The organism is Christiangramia sp. OXR-203 (genome assembly GCF_034372165.1).
Taxonomy (GTDB): domain Bacteria; phylum Bacteroidota; class Bacteroidia; order Flavobacteriales; family Flavobacteriaceae; genus Christiangramia.
In genome coordinates, this window is sequence record NZ_CP139698.1 from 1,555,274 (window position 1) to 1,570,284 (window position 15,011).

The 15,011-nt window shown below is 38.5% G+C and carries 14 protein-coding genes, 1 other RNA gene and 1 pseudogene; 6 read left to right on the forward strand and 10 right to left on the reverse strand.

Translation table 11 applies throughout. The annotated features are described in order from the left end of the window. Positions 1 to 2,103: a polyphosphate kinase 1 gene (ppk1, locus tag T8I65_RS07005; protein WP_322302677.1), complete on the forward strand. Its 2,103-nt coding sequence runs from the start codon at positions 1 to 3 to the stop codon at positions 2,101 to 2,103. Then, positions 2,100 to 3,002: an exopolyphosphatase gene (locus T8I65_RS07010; RefSeq protein ID WP_322302678.1), complete on the forward strand. Its 903-nt coding sequence runs from the start codon at positions 2,100 to 2,102 to the stop codon at positions 3,000 to 3,002. The genes ppk1 and T8I65_RS07010 overlap by 4 nt, the downstream gene beginning before the upstream one ends. Here T8I65_RS07010 and T8I65_RS07015 read toward each other — a convergent pair. Both T8I65_RS07015 and T8I65_RS07020 read right to left on the reverse strand, forming a co-directional pair. After that, a complete protein-coding gene (locus T8I65_RS07015; protein WP_322302679.1) occupies positions 2,999 to 3,583 on the reverse strand; it encodes a tRNA-(ms[2]io[6]A)-hydroxylase in 585 nt (194 codons plus the stop codon). The genes T8I65_RS07010 and T8I65_RS07015 overlap by 4 nt on opposite strands. Before the next feature lie 2 nt (positions 3,584 to 3,585). After that, positions 3,586 to 5,496 (reverse strand): DNA polymerase III subunit gamma/tau, encoded by a 1,911-nt coding sequence (locus T8I65_RS07020; protein ID WP_322302680.1) that lies wholly within the window; start codon positions 5,494 to 5,496, stop codon positions 3,586 to 3,588. Between the two features lie 113 nt (positions 5,497 to 5,609). Here T8I65_RS07020 and rnpB point away from each other — a divergent pair. After that, an RNA gene (rnpB, locus tag T8I65_RS07025) (RNase P RNA component class A) lies at positions 5,610 to 5,925 on the forward strand. Between the two features lie 83 nt (positions 5,926 to 6,008). Here the strand turns inward: rnpB and T8I65_RS07030 are convergent. From T8I65_RS07030 to T8I65_RS07050, 5 genes and pseudogenes are all read right to left on the reverse strand, one after another. After that, positions 6,009 to 6,773 (reverse strand): annotated as a pseudogene (locus T8I65_RS07030) (glycoside hydrolase family 16 protein); the annotation flags it as partial. Next, entirely contained in the window at positions 6,742 to 7,131 is a 390-nt protein-coding gene (locus tag T8I65_RS07035) for a hypothetical protein (RefSeq protein WP_322302681.1), read from the reverse strand. The gene T8I65_RS07035 and the pseudogene T8I65_RS07030, both read right to left, overlap by 32 nt. Before the next feature lie 16 nt (positions 7,132 to 7,147). Beyond that, complete coding sequence (locus T8I65_RS07040; protein ID WP_322302682.1) at positions 7,148 to 7,681, reverse strand: RsmD family RNA methyltransferase; 534 nt, start codon at positions 7,679 to 7,681, stop codon at positions 7,148 to 7,150. Then, complete coding sequence (locus T8I65_RS07045; protein ID WP_322302683.1) at positions 7,678 to 8,520, reverse strand: DUF3822 family protein; 843 nt, start codon at positions 8,518 to 8,520, stop codon at positions 7,678 to 7,680. Before T8I65_RS07045 ends, T8I65_RS07040 begins: the two co-directional genes overlap by 4 nt. Then, on the reverse strand, positions 8,480 to 9,142 hold the full coding sequence (locus tag T8I65_RS07050; RefSeq protein ID WP_322302684.1) for a hypothetical protein: 663 nt from the start codon (positions 9,140 to 9,142) through the stop codon (positions 8,480 to 8,482). Before T8I65_RS07050 ends, T8I65_RS07045 begins: the two co-directional genes overlap by 41 nt. 123 nt (positions 9,143 to 9,265) lie before the next feature. Between T8I65_RS07050 and T8I65_RS07055 the strand changes: the two genes are divergently transcribed. After that, the gene (locus T8I65_RS07055) at positions 9,266 to 10,702 is read left to right on the forward strand and encodes an ATP-dependent DNA helicase (RefSeq protein ID WP_322302786.1); all 1,437 of its coding nucleotides are present in this window, start codon (positions 9,266 to 9,268) and stop codon (positions 10,700 to 10,702) included. Positions 10,703 to 10,729: 27 nt separating this feature from the next. Continuing rightward, positions 10,730 to 11,482, forward strand: coding sequence for a 3-deoxy-manno-octulosonate cytidylyltransferase (gene kdsB / locus T8I65_RS07060; RefSeq protein ID WP_322302685.1), 753 nt, complete (start codon positions 10,730 to 10,732; stop codon positions 11,480 to 11,482). Here kdsB and T8I65_RS07065 read toward each other — a convergent pair. From T8I65_RS07065 to T8I65_RS07075, 3 genes are read right to left on the reverse strand one after another with little or no spacing between them, the layout of a single operon-like run. Continuing rightward, positions 11,472 to 12,776 (reverse strand): deoxyribodipyrimidine photo-lyase, encoded by a 1,305-nt coding sequence (locus T8I65_RS07065; protein ID WP_322302686.1) that lies wholly within the window; start codon positions 12,774 to 12,776, stop codon positions 11,472 to 11,474. The two genes, kdsB and T8I65_RS07065, sit on opposite strands and share 11 nt — an antisense overlap. Next, entirely contained in the window at positions 12,776 to 13,474 is a 699-nt protein-coding gene (locus T8I65_RS07070) for an SDR family oxidoreductase (RefSeq protein WP_322302687.1), read from the reverse strand. The genes T8I65_RS07065 and T8I65_RS07070 overlap by 1 nt, the downstream gene beginning before the upstream one ends. 5 nt (positions 13,475 to 13,479) lie before the next feature. Continuing rightward, entirely contained in the window at positions 13,480 to 13,989 is a 510-nt protein-coding gene (locus T8I65_RS07075) for an SRPBCC family protein (RefSeq protein WP_322302688.1), read from the reverse strand. A 162-nt stretch (positions 13,990 to 14,151) separates the two neighbouring features. On the opposite strand from T8I65_RS07075, the gene T8I65_RS07080 reads away from it, so the two are divergent. Beyond that, positions 14,152 to 14,997 carry a DUF2911 domain-containing protein gene (locus T8I65_RS07080; protein ID WP_322302689.1) on the forward strand — a complete coding sequence of 282 codons (846 nt, stop codon included), beginning with the start codon at positions 14,152 to 14,154 and terminating at the stop codon, positions 14,995 to 14,997. Positions 14,998 to 15,011 lie beyond the last annotated feature (14 nt).

A 15,011-nucleotide genomic window follows, 5' to 3' on the forward strand; every position in this document is an offset into this window, starting at 1 on the left:
ATGGCTAACAAGAAATATACGAACCGCGAATTAAGCTGGTTAAGCTTTAATGCGAGAGTTTTACAGGAAGCGGCAGACGAAACAGTGCCCCTGATCGAGAGATTGAGATTCCTGGGAATCTTCTCAAATAACCTTGATGAGTTCTTTAAGGTACGTTATGCCACCGTTAAAAGAATTGATCTTGCCGGGAAAGCCGCCAAAAGTGTTCTTGGCGGAATTAAAGCGAGTAAACTTCTAGAAGCAATTACTAAAATTGTTATAGATCAACAGTCTGAAAGTCTTAAGATCCTCGAAGATATACAGGAAAAGCTGAAGGAGCATAATATCCATGTCATTAATGAGAATGAAGTGACCTATAAGCAGCAGGACTTCATTAAAAACTATTTTTTAAGCAAAGTTAGTCCGGCCCTGGTTACCATTATCCTGAATGAACTTCCTGAAATGCCGTCATTAAAGGATTCCGCAGCATATCTGGCGGTGAAGATGGTGATGGCCGAAGAAGTAGAACAGAAAGATGGGATAAACAGGATCCTAAAGAGAAAAACTAAGGAAAAGCGATATGTATTAATTGAGATCCCGCGGAATATTGAACGTTTTGTAGTACTCCCGGAGGAAAATGGTAAGCAATATATTATTCTTCTTGATGACCTCATTCGGTATAACCTGCATACAATTTTTAATATTTTTGATTACGAAAGTCTTTCGGCACACATGATCAAAATTACGCGGGACGCGGGATTGGATCTGGATAGCGATCTTAGTAAAAGTTTTATAGAAAAGATTTCAGACAGTGTGAAGGACCGAATAAAAGGAGATCCTGTTCGATTTGTTTATGATAAAAATATTGATAGCGAGACTCTTACTTATTTGATGAATAAAATGGGTATCGAATCTACAGATAGTATCATTCCTGGTGGACGATATCACAACAGGAGGGACTATATGGATTTCCCAAGTCTGGGACGGCCAGAGCTACAATTCGAAAAACGGGAACCTTTGCCAATTCCCGGCCTGATTCTTCAAACAAGTGTACTAAAAGGTATTGCTGAAAAGGATTACTTATTGTATACACCTTATCAAAGTTTTGCTTATGTAGTTAAATTCCTGAGAGAAGCAGCCCTGGATCCTAAGGTTAAAACAATTAAAATCACAATTTACAGGCTGGCAAAGATTTCACATATCGCCAGTTCCCTGATCAACGCGGTTAAAAACGGCAAAAAAGTTACAGTTCAAATCGAATTGCGAGCGAGGTTCGATGAAGTGGCGAATATTCGTTACGCCGAACAAATGCAGGAAGAAGGTGTCAATTTGATTTTTGGAGTTCCGGGACTTAAAGTACATTGTAAAACCTGTGTGATAGAGCGTGAAGAGGAAGGTAAACTCAAGAGATACGGTTTCATAAGTACAGGAAACTTTAATGAAAATACCTCGAGGCTTTATACAGATTATACGCTGTTCACTGCAGATGCTGCCATCCTGAAGGAAATAGATATGGTCTTTGAATTTTTTGAGACGAATTACAAGGTGAACAAGTACAAGCACTTGATCGTTTCACCGCACTATACAAGAAATGTTATTTATAGTCTTATCCAGGCTGAAATTGATAATGCGAAGAACGGAAAACCTGCAGGTATAAGGTTAAAGCTGAATAGTTTGTCAGACAATGGAGTGATCGACAAATTATACATGGCTAGCAAGGCCGGAGTAAAGATCAAATTGATCGTTCGAGGAATCTGTTGCCTGAATCCGGGTATTGAAGGAATTAGTGATAACATAGAGGCTATTAGCATTGTAGATAAATTTCTAGAGCATCCAAGGGTTTATATTTTCGAGAATGGTGGAAATCGTAAGGTTTACATTTCATCTGCAGATTTTATGACTAGAAATCTGGATCAACGAGTGGAAATTTCCTGTCCTATTTACGATGAGGATATCAAGCAGGAACTTATAGAAACATTTGAAATTAGCTGGAGTGATAATGTGAAAGCCAGAACACATTGCAGAGGCATGGACAATCCCTATCGACCTACCGATGGTGAAAGGGTTAGATCCCAGTTCGCGCTATATGATTATTATTTAAGAAAAACTGAAATTTACGAATGATCAAACAAAAGAATTTCGCTGCTATAGATATTGGATCCAACGCCGTAAGACTGTTGGTGTCAACTATTACTGAAAAGGAAGGTAAAGAACCAATGTTTCGCAAAACCTCGCTGGTACGTGTTCCTATAAGACTTGGTGCAGATGTATTTCTGAAGAAGAAAGTTTCAGAAAAGAATACCATGCGCATGATCGATACTATGCACGCCTTTAATCTCTTGATGAAATCTCATGGTGTGGAGAAATACAAGGCTTACGCAACTTCGGCAATGCGGGAAGCGACTAATGGTAACGAGATTGCTGCTATAATTAAAGAGAAATCTGGAATTAATATTGAGATCATTGATGGATCTCATGAAGCTGCGATCATCGCCGCAACAGATCTGCATGCACTTATCCAAAACGATTGTAATTATTTATATGTGGATGTTGGGGGTGGAAGTACAGAATACACTATGTATAGTAATGGGAAAACGGTAGCTTCCAGATCGTTCAAAGTTGGAACTGTTAGAATGATGGAGGACCTTGTTGAGCATCATACCTGGGAAGAAATGCGCGAATGGGTGAAAGAAACTACCAGGGATTACGATGATATCGATCTTATAGGTTCCGGAGGAAACATCAACAATATTTTCAAGACCAGTGCGAAGAAGGAAGGAAAGGCTCTTAGTTTGAAGTATATGAAAGACTATGACGAAAAGCTGAATTCTTATACTTACGAGGAGCGAATCACCGAACTGAATCTAAAGAATGACCGCGCAGATGTGATCATTCCAGCTACAAAGATCTATGTAAATTCCATGAAATGGGCTCGTGCCAACTGGATACATGTACCTAAAATTGGACTTGCAGATGGGATAATTAAATCTCTATATAATGATTCTAAGAGGAAAAAGGTCTAACCGTGAATACTTTCCTTTGTTCCCAGATCCTTCATAATCTTAGCTTCAAATTCCAGTAGATCTTCCCATTTTTGATCTACTACTTTCCGGTCTTCGCCATATTGCCGGGCGAACTTCAGGAACATCGTATAGTGGTTGGCTTCGCTTATCATCAAGTCACGGTAAAATTTTGCCAGATCTTTATCTTCCAGTTCTTCAGAAAGTAGTCTGAAACGTTCGCAACTACGGGCTTCGATCAAACCAGCAATAAGAAGACGATGTACCAGTTGAGTGGATCTGCTGCCACCTTTAGGGAAAAACTTTAAAAGTTGTATAACATATTCATCTTTACGATCCCAACCCATTTTAAAACCCATATTTAGCAGCCGGTCGTGTACCATTTTAAAATGCCCCATTTCTTCTCTTGCAAGTGCGGTCATGGCGTTCACCAGGTCAGAATATTCCGGGAAACTTACTATGAGAGAGATCGCTGTAGAAGCCGCTTTTTGTTCACAGTATGCGTGATCAACAAGAATATCTTCAATGTTTTTCTCTGCAATATCAGCCCATCTCGGGTCTGTAGGTAATTTTAATCCCAACATAATTATACATCTAAATCAAAGGTTGCTCGCAATTGGTCGAGTAGAGGATTGGCCTCTTTCAGTTTTTCATATTTTTCCTGCGGAGTAAAGGCGTATTTTTTGGAAACAGCTTCATCTACATGAATGATCAGCTTTATATGCGTATTTCTAAGTCTGGCTTTTAGAAAATTCATTAGTCTGTTCTCTTCCCGTTCAAGATCGATCTTCATCGTTTCATTCGGAAAGGTGAGATGAATATCTCTATTTTCAAGACTGGGTGTTTGCGATTCGAAAATAGATGCGAGAATCTTTTCACCTTTATTCTTCAGTTTTTCTGAATAATTTTTCCATTCCCGTATCATATCTTCTTCGGAAAACTCATCATCCATTACCTCTTCAACAGGCAACATCGCTTTTTGTTTTTCCGCCAGTTCCTTTTTTTTACTAATGCTCTTTAAAGACAGGCCAGATACCTTTTCCCGTTTGATCTCAGGAAGAATCTTTTTCGTTCTAACAGGTTCTTCTTCAGCAACTTTTCTAAATTCCTGTACTTCGGTCTTTTCAGTAGAGTTCGATGTTTGCTTCGGAAGATTTAAAGAATCAAGGTTTGCATCGGTTTCAGCAGCATTAGTCTGAGTTGCGGCTGAAAATTCATTAGAATCCGAAGGACTCTCCTTAGAATAATAAGTTGCCTCTTCTGGTTTAGCACATGATTCCGGTGCTTTTTTAGGATCTGGAAGACCAATTTCTTCAGCAGGAGTAGAGCTGTCATGCTCACTTTCCCTTAGCAGTTCTTTCTTCTCATTCGATATTTGAACCGAATGCTGAGTGAAATGTTCCGGGGGAACTATGTTGCGTTCAGACTTTTTTTTTTGCGTATCGAAAGTGATCGAAGCCAGTTGCATTAAGCAAAGTTCAACCAGCAATCTTTGATTCTGACTCGTCTTATATTTTAGATCGCAGGAATTTGCAAGTTCAATTGCTTCCATCAAAAATTGATGTGAAGTTTGTTGAGACTGTTCAAAATATCGAGCTTTTGTTTGTTCTCCCACTTCTAGCAATTGGATGGTTTTCTGATCCTTGCAAACTAGCAAATCTCTAAAATGAGATGCCAATCCTGCAATGAAATGATGTCCATCAAATCCTGTAGCTAGGATTTCATTAAATTTCAGAAGTAATTGGGGAATATCATTCGCGAGAATCAAATCTGTGACCTGCATATAAGTGTCATAATCCAGAACATTCAGATTTTCTGTAACTGCCTGTCTTGTAAGTTCATTTCCACTGAAACTAACCACACGATCATAGATAGACAGTGCATCACGCATCGCACCATCGGCTTTTTGAGCGATAATATGCAAGGCGTCATCTTCTGCTTTTACACCTTCCTGTTCAGCAATATAACCAAGATAGTTCTTCGCATCTGTTACAGTAATTCTCTTAAAATCAAATATCTGGCAACGAGACAGGATCGTTGGAATGATCTTGTGCTTTTCTGTCGTGGCCAGTATAAAAATAGCATGTTTTGGCGGTTCTTCAAGAGTCTTTAAAAAAGCATTGAATGCAGAAGCAGATAACATATGCACCTCATCAATAATATAGACCTTATATTTTCCAACCTGTGGCGGGATACGAACCTGGTCAATAAGATTTCGAATATCATCCACCGAGTTGTTCGAAGCCGCATCCAGTTCAAATATATTGAAAGCGAAATCTTCGTCTGGAGCCTGAGTACCATCATGATTGATCATTTTTGCGAGGATACGGGCACAGGTAGTTTTACCTACACCACGAGGTCCTGTAAATAACAAAGCCTGGGCGAGATGATTGTTATGGATAGCGTTCGCGAGCGTATTGGTGATCGCTTGCTGTCCAACAACATCTTTGAATGTTTGAGGCCTGTATTTACGTGCTGATACTACAAAATGTTCCATCAAAATCTATTGAACTACAAATATAAAAATCCCAATTCTAATCGAGGTGGACCGGGGTGTTTTTTATGAACAAATGACTTAAGAAATGAACATAATTTGACTTACATTTGCCGGAAGCAGGCCGCCTTATCGCTCCGACATATACCTCGGAGAGGAAAGTCCGGACACCACAGGGCAGTATAGTGGGTAACGCCCACCGATCGTGAGATCAGGACCAGTGCAACAGAAAGAATGTACAGGTTAAGCTGTAGTGAAACCAGGTAAACTCTATGCGGTGCAATGCCATGTAAACCGGCATTTAAGGATCGCCCGTCCGTTGCCGGAGGGTAGGCAGCTCAAGATTAGTGGTAACGCTAATTTTAGATAAATGATAAGGAATCCGATCTTATTATCGGATGACAGAATCCGGCTTACAGGCCTGCTTTTTTATTCTCTATTCGTTGGTACACTCGTACATAATCGATTTTGAATTTCTGCGGAAAATTTGAATCATCGATCTCTCCTGCCCACTTTCCTCCAAGTGCGAGATTGATCAATAGAAAGAATGGCTTTCTAAATGGATTGTTAGTAGTTCCGGCATCTGCAATTTCAAACGTATGATAAACTTCATCATCTACCAGGAATTGGATGCGATCCCTGTCCCAGTCTACTGAATATACATGGAATTTTTCTGTAACAATATCGACGTAAGTAGTATCAGTTTTGGAAACGATCTCATTCTGCTCATTTGCATAATGAACACTTCCATGAATTTCTCCCTGGTTTTTTCCTACATGTTCCATAATATCGATCTCACCAGCTTCAGGGTACTTTACGTCTTTGAAGTTTGAACCTAGCATCCAAATTGCAGGCCAGGATCCGGCAGACTTTGGTAAACTCGCACGAACATCTATTCTACCATATTTAAAATCAAACTTTCCCGAGGTGTGAATACTACCAGAAGTGTAGTTGGTTTCCGGTGTGTTGATGCGATAATCTTTTATCGCAGGATCGTAATCAGGATTTTCAAAATACTCGTTCCTGGCGGTTATAATTAATTTACCGTTTTTAACGCGTACATTTTTTTTTCTTGAAGTGTAATATTGTGCCTCCAGATTTCTAATGAATCCGGTTTCATAACTCCATTTTGTAGGATCTGGTTTTCCCGAATGATCAAATTCATCCTGCCAGACCAGTTTCATTTGTTGGGCATTCATCATAAAACCTGTAAAAAATAGAATAGTAGTAGCGGTTAATTGTAGCCTTCTAAAACTTCGAATTCTGAGAAAGCATCCCATTGGCCCAGGCAAGAGCTTCAGATTTATTATCAAACATCTCGAAAGGAATTGTTGCAAATTGTTTTTCAAAATTAGCAGTAAGGGCACCATCATTTTCACGTAGTACAATTGCGATCCCAATTAAAGATTTTCTTTGAATTAGATCTATATAGATAACAGGATTAACGTTGTACTTGTTCTTCCTATTGCTTATATATACCCATTTTCTATCTCCAAAGTGATCGTAGAAGATTTTCCTCATTTCTTCGATCTGTTCCTTATCAAGAACCTGGTCTTCCTTAATCGTAGAAATCACATATTGTTCATGTAGTTCAAGATCAGCATACGTGAGGTTAAGTCTTCTTACCTGGTGTGTCATAGTATGAAGGTAGTAATTATTCGAAGAAACTAAAAACGCTACTTCCGTACTTTCTCTGATGACTATAATGGGGAAATTGACTTAGATCTGTGTGTTTAGAGTGTTCAATGATCAATGCACCATCCTCGTTTAACAGGTCACGATAAAAGATGATTTCAGCGATCTTTCCAAATTGATCTGTAGTAAAATCGTAAGGAGGGTCGGCAAAAATTAGATCAGATCTTGTAGCTCCTTTTTCAAGATATTTATAAACATCACTTTTAATAGCTATTATTGAAAGCTCCAGTTCTTCAGAAGTCTTCTTTATAAATTTAACGCAGTCAATATGTGCATCTACAGCAGTAATATCTTTGGCGCCGCGGGAACCAAATTCAAATGCTAAATTCCCTGTTCCAGAAAATAGATCAAGTATTTTAAGTTCTGAAATATGATACTGGTTATTCAGAATATTAAATAGCGCTTCCTTAGCCATATCTGTCGTTGGTCTAACCGGCAGTTTTGAAGGAGCGGTAATTCGTCTTCCTTTATGCTTTCCTGATATTATTCTCATGATAGACTTTTAATGTTTAAATATTCGGCCAAAGGATATTTCGGCTTCGCTTCTTCGGAAAAACTGAAAGTATGAAATACGTCTAAAAAGGAAATATTCGTGATGTATCTGTACGCTATATTATATTCTTCTGAATTTTTTGTGATATCACCGAGCAAGATCAATTCAACCTCTTTAGGATCCAACTCAAGTTGTTCCAGAGTAAATAGCAGGAAGTAGATAAAATCTTCTTTAGTTTCAAACTCAAAACTATTAGCGAAGATCAACTTAGAGTTCTGGATCACTACCAATTCGTAATGATGTAAATGAGTATGTAAATAAATCTTGGGTTTTTCCGAAGATTTTATTTTCAGTAGGCTATCTATAAGAATACTCAGACTATGCCGGTATTCAAATTCACCGAACATATCAAAGAAATAATTGATGATATTGGCGTAGGGGATGTACACATTAACAAGTTCATTATTGATCTCGTCATGAGCAATAAAGTCGGTTTTGAGTATTTTGGCATTAAACTTCAGGAAACTTACTGCCTGATCTTCGTCAAACAATTCGGAAGGAACTAGTGTAAAAAGTGTATTGGTGAAAAATAAACTGGCTTCCTGAACCGGTTGCTGAAGAATGGGCTCTTTTTCAATAATAAGTTCTATCCTGGAAAGGACTTTTATAGGATCGAGTTGTTTTTCAAAGTCAAAACTTTTCAAATATTCGATCTCCTGGCGCTCTTTATCCAGGATACAAAAAGAAAGTCCATCCAGGCTAACCTGAATGGACATCTTTTTATTTGCTTTGATATTACTAGTCGTTGTCGCTATCTCCACCATATCTGTCAAACCCATTACCACTGGTACTAACTTCTGTCATACTACCAACGCTAATGTATCTTCCGTTTACATCATCCACAGACTGTACTTCATTTTCCTGAAGAATTAGAGTTCTATCCTGATCTGATAGTACTACAGCTTTAGAAATTCTAGCTTCGAATACTGGAATTTTATTATCACCTTTTTGAATCGTACCTGCTCTAAGTTCGAACTTTTCGTTCACCCCTTCTACAGGAACATTCATCATGGTTTGATATCTTTCTTTATCACCTTTAAACAATGAGTCACTTACTGGCACGAAACCTAAAGTGTCAATGATCACTTTTTCAATGTTCTTATCTACACCGTATGTTTTGGCATACTCTTCGTCTAGCATTACAGTATCACGTCTTTGCGTGATCGCAAATTCAGCAGTGTCAAGGAAACGAACCAGGCTATCCCAGTTACCAGTGAATTTTCCAGTTACTTCCTGATGTGCAAGCTCAGCAGCTCTGATATCCTTAAGATTTTTAATTACTTTGGTATATCTCTTTTCCTTAATCTTATTAAATTGTAGTGGTTCGTAAACCGCGTTGAAAGTAAGATATGCCAGGAAGATAATAACCAACCAAAGAAGTATCTGAATTACAAATCTCATGCTTTTAAAATTTAGTTTAGTTTAAAGGTTAATGGGTTACACGCAAATCTACAACTTTTTTTTATTCGTAAAAGTTTCTGTCATAAAAATCCATTAGTATCTTTGAGTTTTTACGCACTTTCTATGGATATACCCACGCCGGATTCCTTCTTCAAATTACTTATTCAGGACCTTGAATTTCAACCAACCACAAAACAGGATATCGCATTACAAATGCTTTCTAAATTCGTGGTGGAAGGAGGGCGAGATAAGTTGTTCTTACTGAAGGGTTTCGCTGGTACGGGTAAAACTACCATAATTAGCACGCTTACCAAGAACTTATGGAAGATACGAAAGTCCGGAATTCTACTGGCACCAACGGGAAGAGCTGCTAAGGTAATCTCCAATTATTCCAATAAAGAAGCTTTTACCATTCATAAGAAGATCTATTTTCCGAAGAAATCGGGAAATGGGGGTGTTCAATTCACATTACAGCCTAACAAACACAAGAACAGCCTGTTCATTGTTGATGAAGCATCGATGATCTCAGATGACGGTGGAAACTCCAAACTTTTCGAAAATGGATCACTGCTAGATGATCTAATCGAGTATGTCTATGCCGGGCACAATTGTCAGCTTATCTTAATTGGAGATACCGCGCAGCTACCACCAGTAAAAATGGATCTTAGTCCGGCGCTTGAGGAAGAGAAGCTGGGACTTAACTATAATAAGGAGGTTTCTTTTATCGAACTTGATGAAGTAGTACGGCAAAGTGAAGGCAGTGATATATTGCACAATGCGACTCTTATCCGGGAAAGCCTGCAGGAGGAATTCTATGAAAGCTTTCAATTCGAGCTTTCCAGCAATGCCGATGTGATTCGATTAACTGATGGGTATGAGATCATGGATGCTATTCAGGATTCCTATGGCGAGAATGGACATGAAGATACTAGTATCATTGTACGGTCCAATAAAAGGGCGAATATGTACAATCAACAAATAAGATCCCGAATTCTGTTTCAGGAAGATGAACTTTCTCCTGGAGATTATTTAATGGTCGTGAAGAATAATTATTTCTGGATTAAACCGACCAGTGAAGCCGGGTTCATTGCAAATGGCGATATTGTAAAAGTGCTGGAGATCTTTGGATTTAAAGAATTATACGGATTCAGGTTTGCTGAAGTACAGGTGCGAATGGTTGATTATCCTAAAATGAGACCTTTTGAAACGGTCATTATGCTGGATACGCTTACCACGAATACACCTTCGCTTACTTACGAAGAATCAAACCGACTTTATGAGGAAGTCAAAAAGGATTACGCGCATGAAAGGTCTAAGTACAAACAGTTCATGAATGTGAAAAACAATAAATATTTCAACGCTCTCCAGATAAAATTCTCTTATGCTATCACCTGTCATAAGTCCCAGGGTGGCCAGTGGAAAAATGTATTTATCGAGCAACCTTACTTGCCAAACGGAGTAGGGAAGGAGTACTTAAGATGGTTATATACTGCGATCACCCGGGCCCAGGAAAAATTATATCTTATAGGATTCGGGGACGATTTTTTCGCTGGTAAGTAATTCCTATTTTTACATAAAATTTCTCACATGCAAGATTCTTCAAAATTACGTGTTATTGCAATGATCCCTGCGCGATATGAAGCCTCCAGGTTTCCAGGTAAATTGATGCAGGATCTAAATGGCCAGACGGTGATCGCCACAACCTATAAAGCGGCTAAGAGCACCGGGCTTTTTGATGAAGTGTACGTGGTGACAGATGATGATCGTATTTATGATGAAGTGATCAAAATTGGAGGTAAAGTTGTGCGTAGCCAGAAAGAACACGAATGCGGGAGTGATAGAATCGCTGAAGCTGTAGAGAATATGGATGTAGATATTGTTGTAAATGTACAGGGCGATGAACCATTTATTGACACCAATAGTCTAACGAAATTACTGGAAGTTTTCCAGCAGCCAGGTTCCGAAGAAATTGATCTGGCTAGTTTAAAAACTGAACTAAAAGACCTGGAAGAGATCAATAATCCTAATAATGTAAAGGTGATCACCGGCAAAGACCAGTCTGCGTTATACTTCTCAAGATTCCCAATTCCTTATCCAAGGGATACTTCGGTGGATACCGTTTACTATAAACATGTTGGAATTTACGCGTTCAGAAAATCTGCACTAATGGATTTCTATCGTTTACCAATGCTGCCTTTAGAGGCTTCAGAAAAGATAGAGTGCATTCGGTATCTTGAATATGGCAAGAAGATCAAAATGGTTGAAACCAGTGTGAAAAGTATTGGAATTGATACACCAGAAGACCTGGAGAAAGCCAGAAAACTGCTAGCTAATTACTAACAGCTTTCTTATAAGTGTCCAGAGCTCTTTCACGAGCTTCTTTATGATCTACCATTTTCTCAGGATAATCATCGGTGCCAAATTCCGGGACCCACTCCTTAATATATTTGTGGTCCTTATCATACTTATCAATTTGAGTAGTAGGATTAAAAATTCTGAAGTATGGAGTTGCATCCACACCACTTCCAGCAATCCACTGCCAGTTACCAACATTTGATGACATTTCGTAGTCTAAAAGTTTTTCAGCAAAATAGGCTTCGCCCCATCGCCAGTCGATAAGTAAATGTTTGCAGAGAAAGGAGCCAACTAACATTCTAACCCGGTTATGCATGAAACCAGATTTATTCAATTGTCGCATTCCGGCGTCAACCAAAGGATATCCTGTTTCTCCCTTTTTCCATTTTTCAAATTCATCCTTGTTGTTACGCCATTTGATCCTATCGTACTTTGGCTTGAAAGCATCGGTTACTGTATCTGGATAATGATACAGAATTTGCATAAAAAATTCTCTCCAAACTAATTCCTCGAGAAAGGTTTTGTTATGTTCTTTATCTGCATCTCTAACCATTTGACGCACGCTTACCGTGCCAAAACGCAAATGTGCACCTAAGCGTGAAGTTCCTTCCACAGCTGGAAAATTACGTTTGCCTTCGTAATCCATGATCAATCCCGGAGTTACCTGGTAATCTGGAACCTTCAAATCTGATTCCTTAAAACCTATGTCACTCAGACTTAAATTTGGAAGCCTGCTATTTTCATAGAGGTTATCCATAAATCTGGTAGTGTAGTGAAAGTCGAGATCCTTCTTTTTAAACTCTTCCATCCAGAGGTTTTTGTAAGGAGTATAAACTTTATATGGATCACCATCACCTTTAACCACTTCATCTTTTTCGAAGATCACCTGGTCCTTAAAATCACAGAATTCGATCTCCTTCTTTTTCAATAATTCTGAAATCTCCTTATCACGCTCTTTGGCATAAGGTTCGTAATCACGATTGGTGAAAACCTTTTTAATATCATAAGATTCCAGTAGCTCCTTGAATATTTCCTTAGGCTTACCGTGAAACATTGCAATGGAGCTTCCGTTTTTATCCTGAAGCTCGTCACGCATTTTTTGTAGGTTGTCGAAAATAAAGGTAACCCGGGCATCGTCCTCGGGAAGCTTGTCAAGAATTTCAGAATCAAAAATAAAAATAGGCAGCACGGGATGTTCATCCCGTAATGCTGCCTTAAATCCTGCATTGTCATCTAATCTAAGGTCCCTTCGGAACCAGAAAATATTCACTGTTTTCATTAATTAATGTTTAATGTAGACAGACCTCCATCTACTCCTAAAACCTGTCCAGTGATCCATGAACTTTTTTCAGTAAGTAAGAATCCCGCAAGATTCGCAATATCTTTCGCCTGTCCAACTCTTTTTAATGGATGACGTTGATCCATTTTCTTTTTCTTATCATCACTGGAAAGTAATTTTTCTGCCAGTGGTGTATCTGTAAGCGATGGAGCGATAACATTCACTCTGAAATTTGGAGCATATTCCGCCGCTAAGGATTTAGCAAAACCTTCAATTGCGCCTTTTGCTGCTGCAACGCTGGTATGAAACGGCATTCCAACTTTCACTGCTACAGTACTAAAGAACACAAGACTCGCCTGATCAGATTTTTTTAATTTAGGTAATAATCCGTGAACCGCCCTTACAAGTCCGAAGAAATTAAGATTCATCTCTTTTTCGAAGCTCTCAGGTTTCATCATTTTGAAAGGTTTTAAATCTATAGATCCTGGGCAATAAACCAATCCGTCAATTTGCTCCGGTAGATCTACTTCTGAAATATCATTTTCCAGCACATCAAATTCAAAATGCTTCACATGATCTGTGTCCAGATCTCCTTTGGATCTTGAAAGAGCATAAACCTCGTGATCTGCCTTCAGCATTTCTGAAATTTCATTTCCTATTCCAGTGCTTCCTCCTATGATAACTATATTCTTTTTCATAATAATTAATTTAAAATATCGTGTTTCTGAGTCTGGTTTTGAGTATCCGGTTCAGAATACTCTCCATATAACTCAATAAGTTTTTCTCTTCTGTAGTCAAAGATTTCCTTTAATTTAGGTTCTACTAAAATAGGATGCGCCAGTCGTCCAAGAAATCCCATGGGGAGTTTATAATCTACTATATCTTCCATTTCTACACCACCTGGTATTTCCCTAATAAAATGTTTGTGATGCCAAAGGGCATATGGTCCAAATCTTTGTTCATCTATAAAGAATTCACGATCACGAACCTGTGTGATCTCTGTAACCCATTTTGTTTTGATACCAGCTATGGGTGTTACTATATATTGAATTAACTGACCTGGATACATGGGTCTATCGGCGCCTGAAAGTATTTTGAAGCCCATATAATCTGGAGTGATAGTCTTAAGATTTCTTGGATCTGATAAAAACTGCCAGGCTTCGTCCACAGAAATTGGTAATTTTTGTTTGCTTTTTAGGGTGTAAATTTTCATCAGATTGTATTTTTCGTAAAATTACACGCTAAGTTGTTTAAAGTAAAATATAAACAGTTAAACAAAATGTAAATCTGAGTATTATAGATAATTCGGTCTTGATTAGATATTGATTTTGTTAGCTGAATAAACTTATCTTTATTAAAATTTAAACTACTACACATGAAAAGATTATTAGCATTTGCTTTAGTGCTCTGCACTGGGTTTGCAGGGTTTGCACAGGTTGAAGCACCACAGCCAAGTCCGCTTGGGAAAATGGAACAAAAAGTTGGGTTAACCGATATCACGCTTGAATATTCCAGGCCTGCAATGAGAGGTCGTACGATTTTTGGAGATCTGGTACCTTTTGATAAGGTTTGGAGAACTGGCGCAAACCTGAACACGATCATTACATTCTCTGATGATGTAAAAATAGGAGGTAAGGAACTGGCTAAAGGTTCTTACGCTATCTACACCAAAACTCAAAAAGACCAATGGACAGTGATGTTCTATGAAACAACGAATAACTGGGGAGTGCCTCAGGATTGGGATGATTCCAAAGTTGTGCTTACCGCCACTGCAGCCGTAGAGGAGATGCCATTCAAAATGGAGACTTTCACTATCGTGATCGACGAACTAAAAAATGATTCAGCAAATCTTAACTTTCTATGGGAGAATACAGTAGCTATTCTACAAATTGAAGTGCCTACAGATAATCGTACCATGGCTAGCATAGATAAGGTGATGAATGGACCAACGGCTCAGGATTATTTCTCAGCAGCATCTTATTATCATGAAGCTGGCAAGGATATGGAGAAAGCATATACCTGGATTAAAAAAGCCAACGAGATGAGTGAAGGTAAAGCATATTGGATGCTTAGAAGACAATCATTAATCGAAGCTGAAATGGGTAAAACCAAGGAAGCTATTGCTACTGCAAAAAAATCTCTTTCTGCTGCAGAAGCTGCTAACAATGCAGATTATGTAAAAATGAATAAAGAATCGATCGCAGAGTGGGAAGCTAAATAAGCTGAAACACTATT

What these genes read in the sequence shown, in the direction of transcription:
- T8I65_RS07075 (WP_322302688.1), bottom strand. Translation starts at nt 13,989, where the DNA reads ATGAAAATTTACACCCTAAAAAGCAAACAAAAATTACCAATTTCTGTG.
- T8I65_RS07015 (WP_322302679.1), bottom strand. Translation starts at nt 3,583, where the DNA reads ATGTTGGGATTAAAATTACCTACAGACCCGAGATGGGCTGATATTGCA.
- ppk1 (WP_322302677.1), top strand. Translation starts at nt 1, where the DNA reads ATGGCTAACAAGAAATATACGAACCGCGAATTAAGCTGGTTAAGCTTT.
- T8I65_RS07065 (WP_322302686.1), bottom strand. Translation starts at nt 12,776, where the DNA reads ATGAAAACAGTGAATATTTTCTGGTTCCGAAGGGACCTTAGATTAGAT.
- T8I65_RS07010 (WP_322302678.1), top strand. Translation starts at nt 2,100, where the DNA reads ATGATCAAACAAAAGAATTTCGCTGCTATAGATATTGGATCCAACGCC.
- T8I65_RS07035 (WP_322302681.1), bottom strand. Translation starts at nt 7,131, where the DNA reads ATGACACACCAGGTAAGAAGACTTAACCTCACGTATGCTGATCTTGAA.
- T8I65_RS07045 (WP_322302683.1), bottom strand. Translation starts at nt 8,520, where the DNA reads ATGGGTTTGACAGATATGGTGGAGATAGCGACAACGACTAGTAATATC.
- T8I65_RS07070 (WP_322302687.1), bottom strand. Translation starts at nt 13,474, where the DNA reads ATGAAAAAGAATATAGTTATCATAGGAGGAAGCACTGGAATAGGAAAT.
- T8I65_RS07080 (WP_322302689.1), top strand. Translation starts at nt 14,152, where the DNA reads ATGAAAAGATTATTAGCATTTGCTTTAGTGCTCTGCACTGGGTTTGCA.
- T8I65_RS07055 (WP_322302786.1), top strand. Translation starts at nt 9,266, where the DNA reads ATGGATATACCCACGCCGGATTCCTTCTTCAAATTACTTATTCAGGAC.
- kdsB (WP_322302685.1), top strand. Translation starts at nt 10,730, where the DNA reads ATGCAAGATTCTTCAAAATTACGTGTTATTGCAATGATCCCTGCGCGA.
- T8I65_RS07050 (WP_322302684.1), bottom strand. Translation starts at nt 9,142, where the DNA reads ATGAGATTTGTAATTCAGATACTTCTTTGGTTGGTTATTATCTTCCTG.
- T8I65_RS07020 (WP_322302680.1), bottom strand. Translation starts at nt 5,496, where the DNA reads ATGGAACATTTTGTAGTATCAGCACGTAAATACAGGCCTCAAACATTC.
- T8I65_RS07040 (WP_322302682.1), bottom strand. Translation starts at nt 7,681, where the DNA reads ATGAGAATAATATCAGGAAAGCATAAAGGAAGACGAATTACCGCTCCT.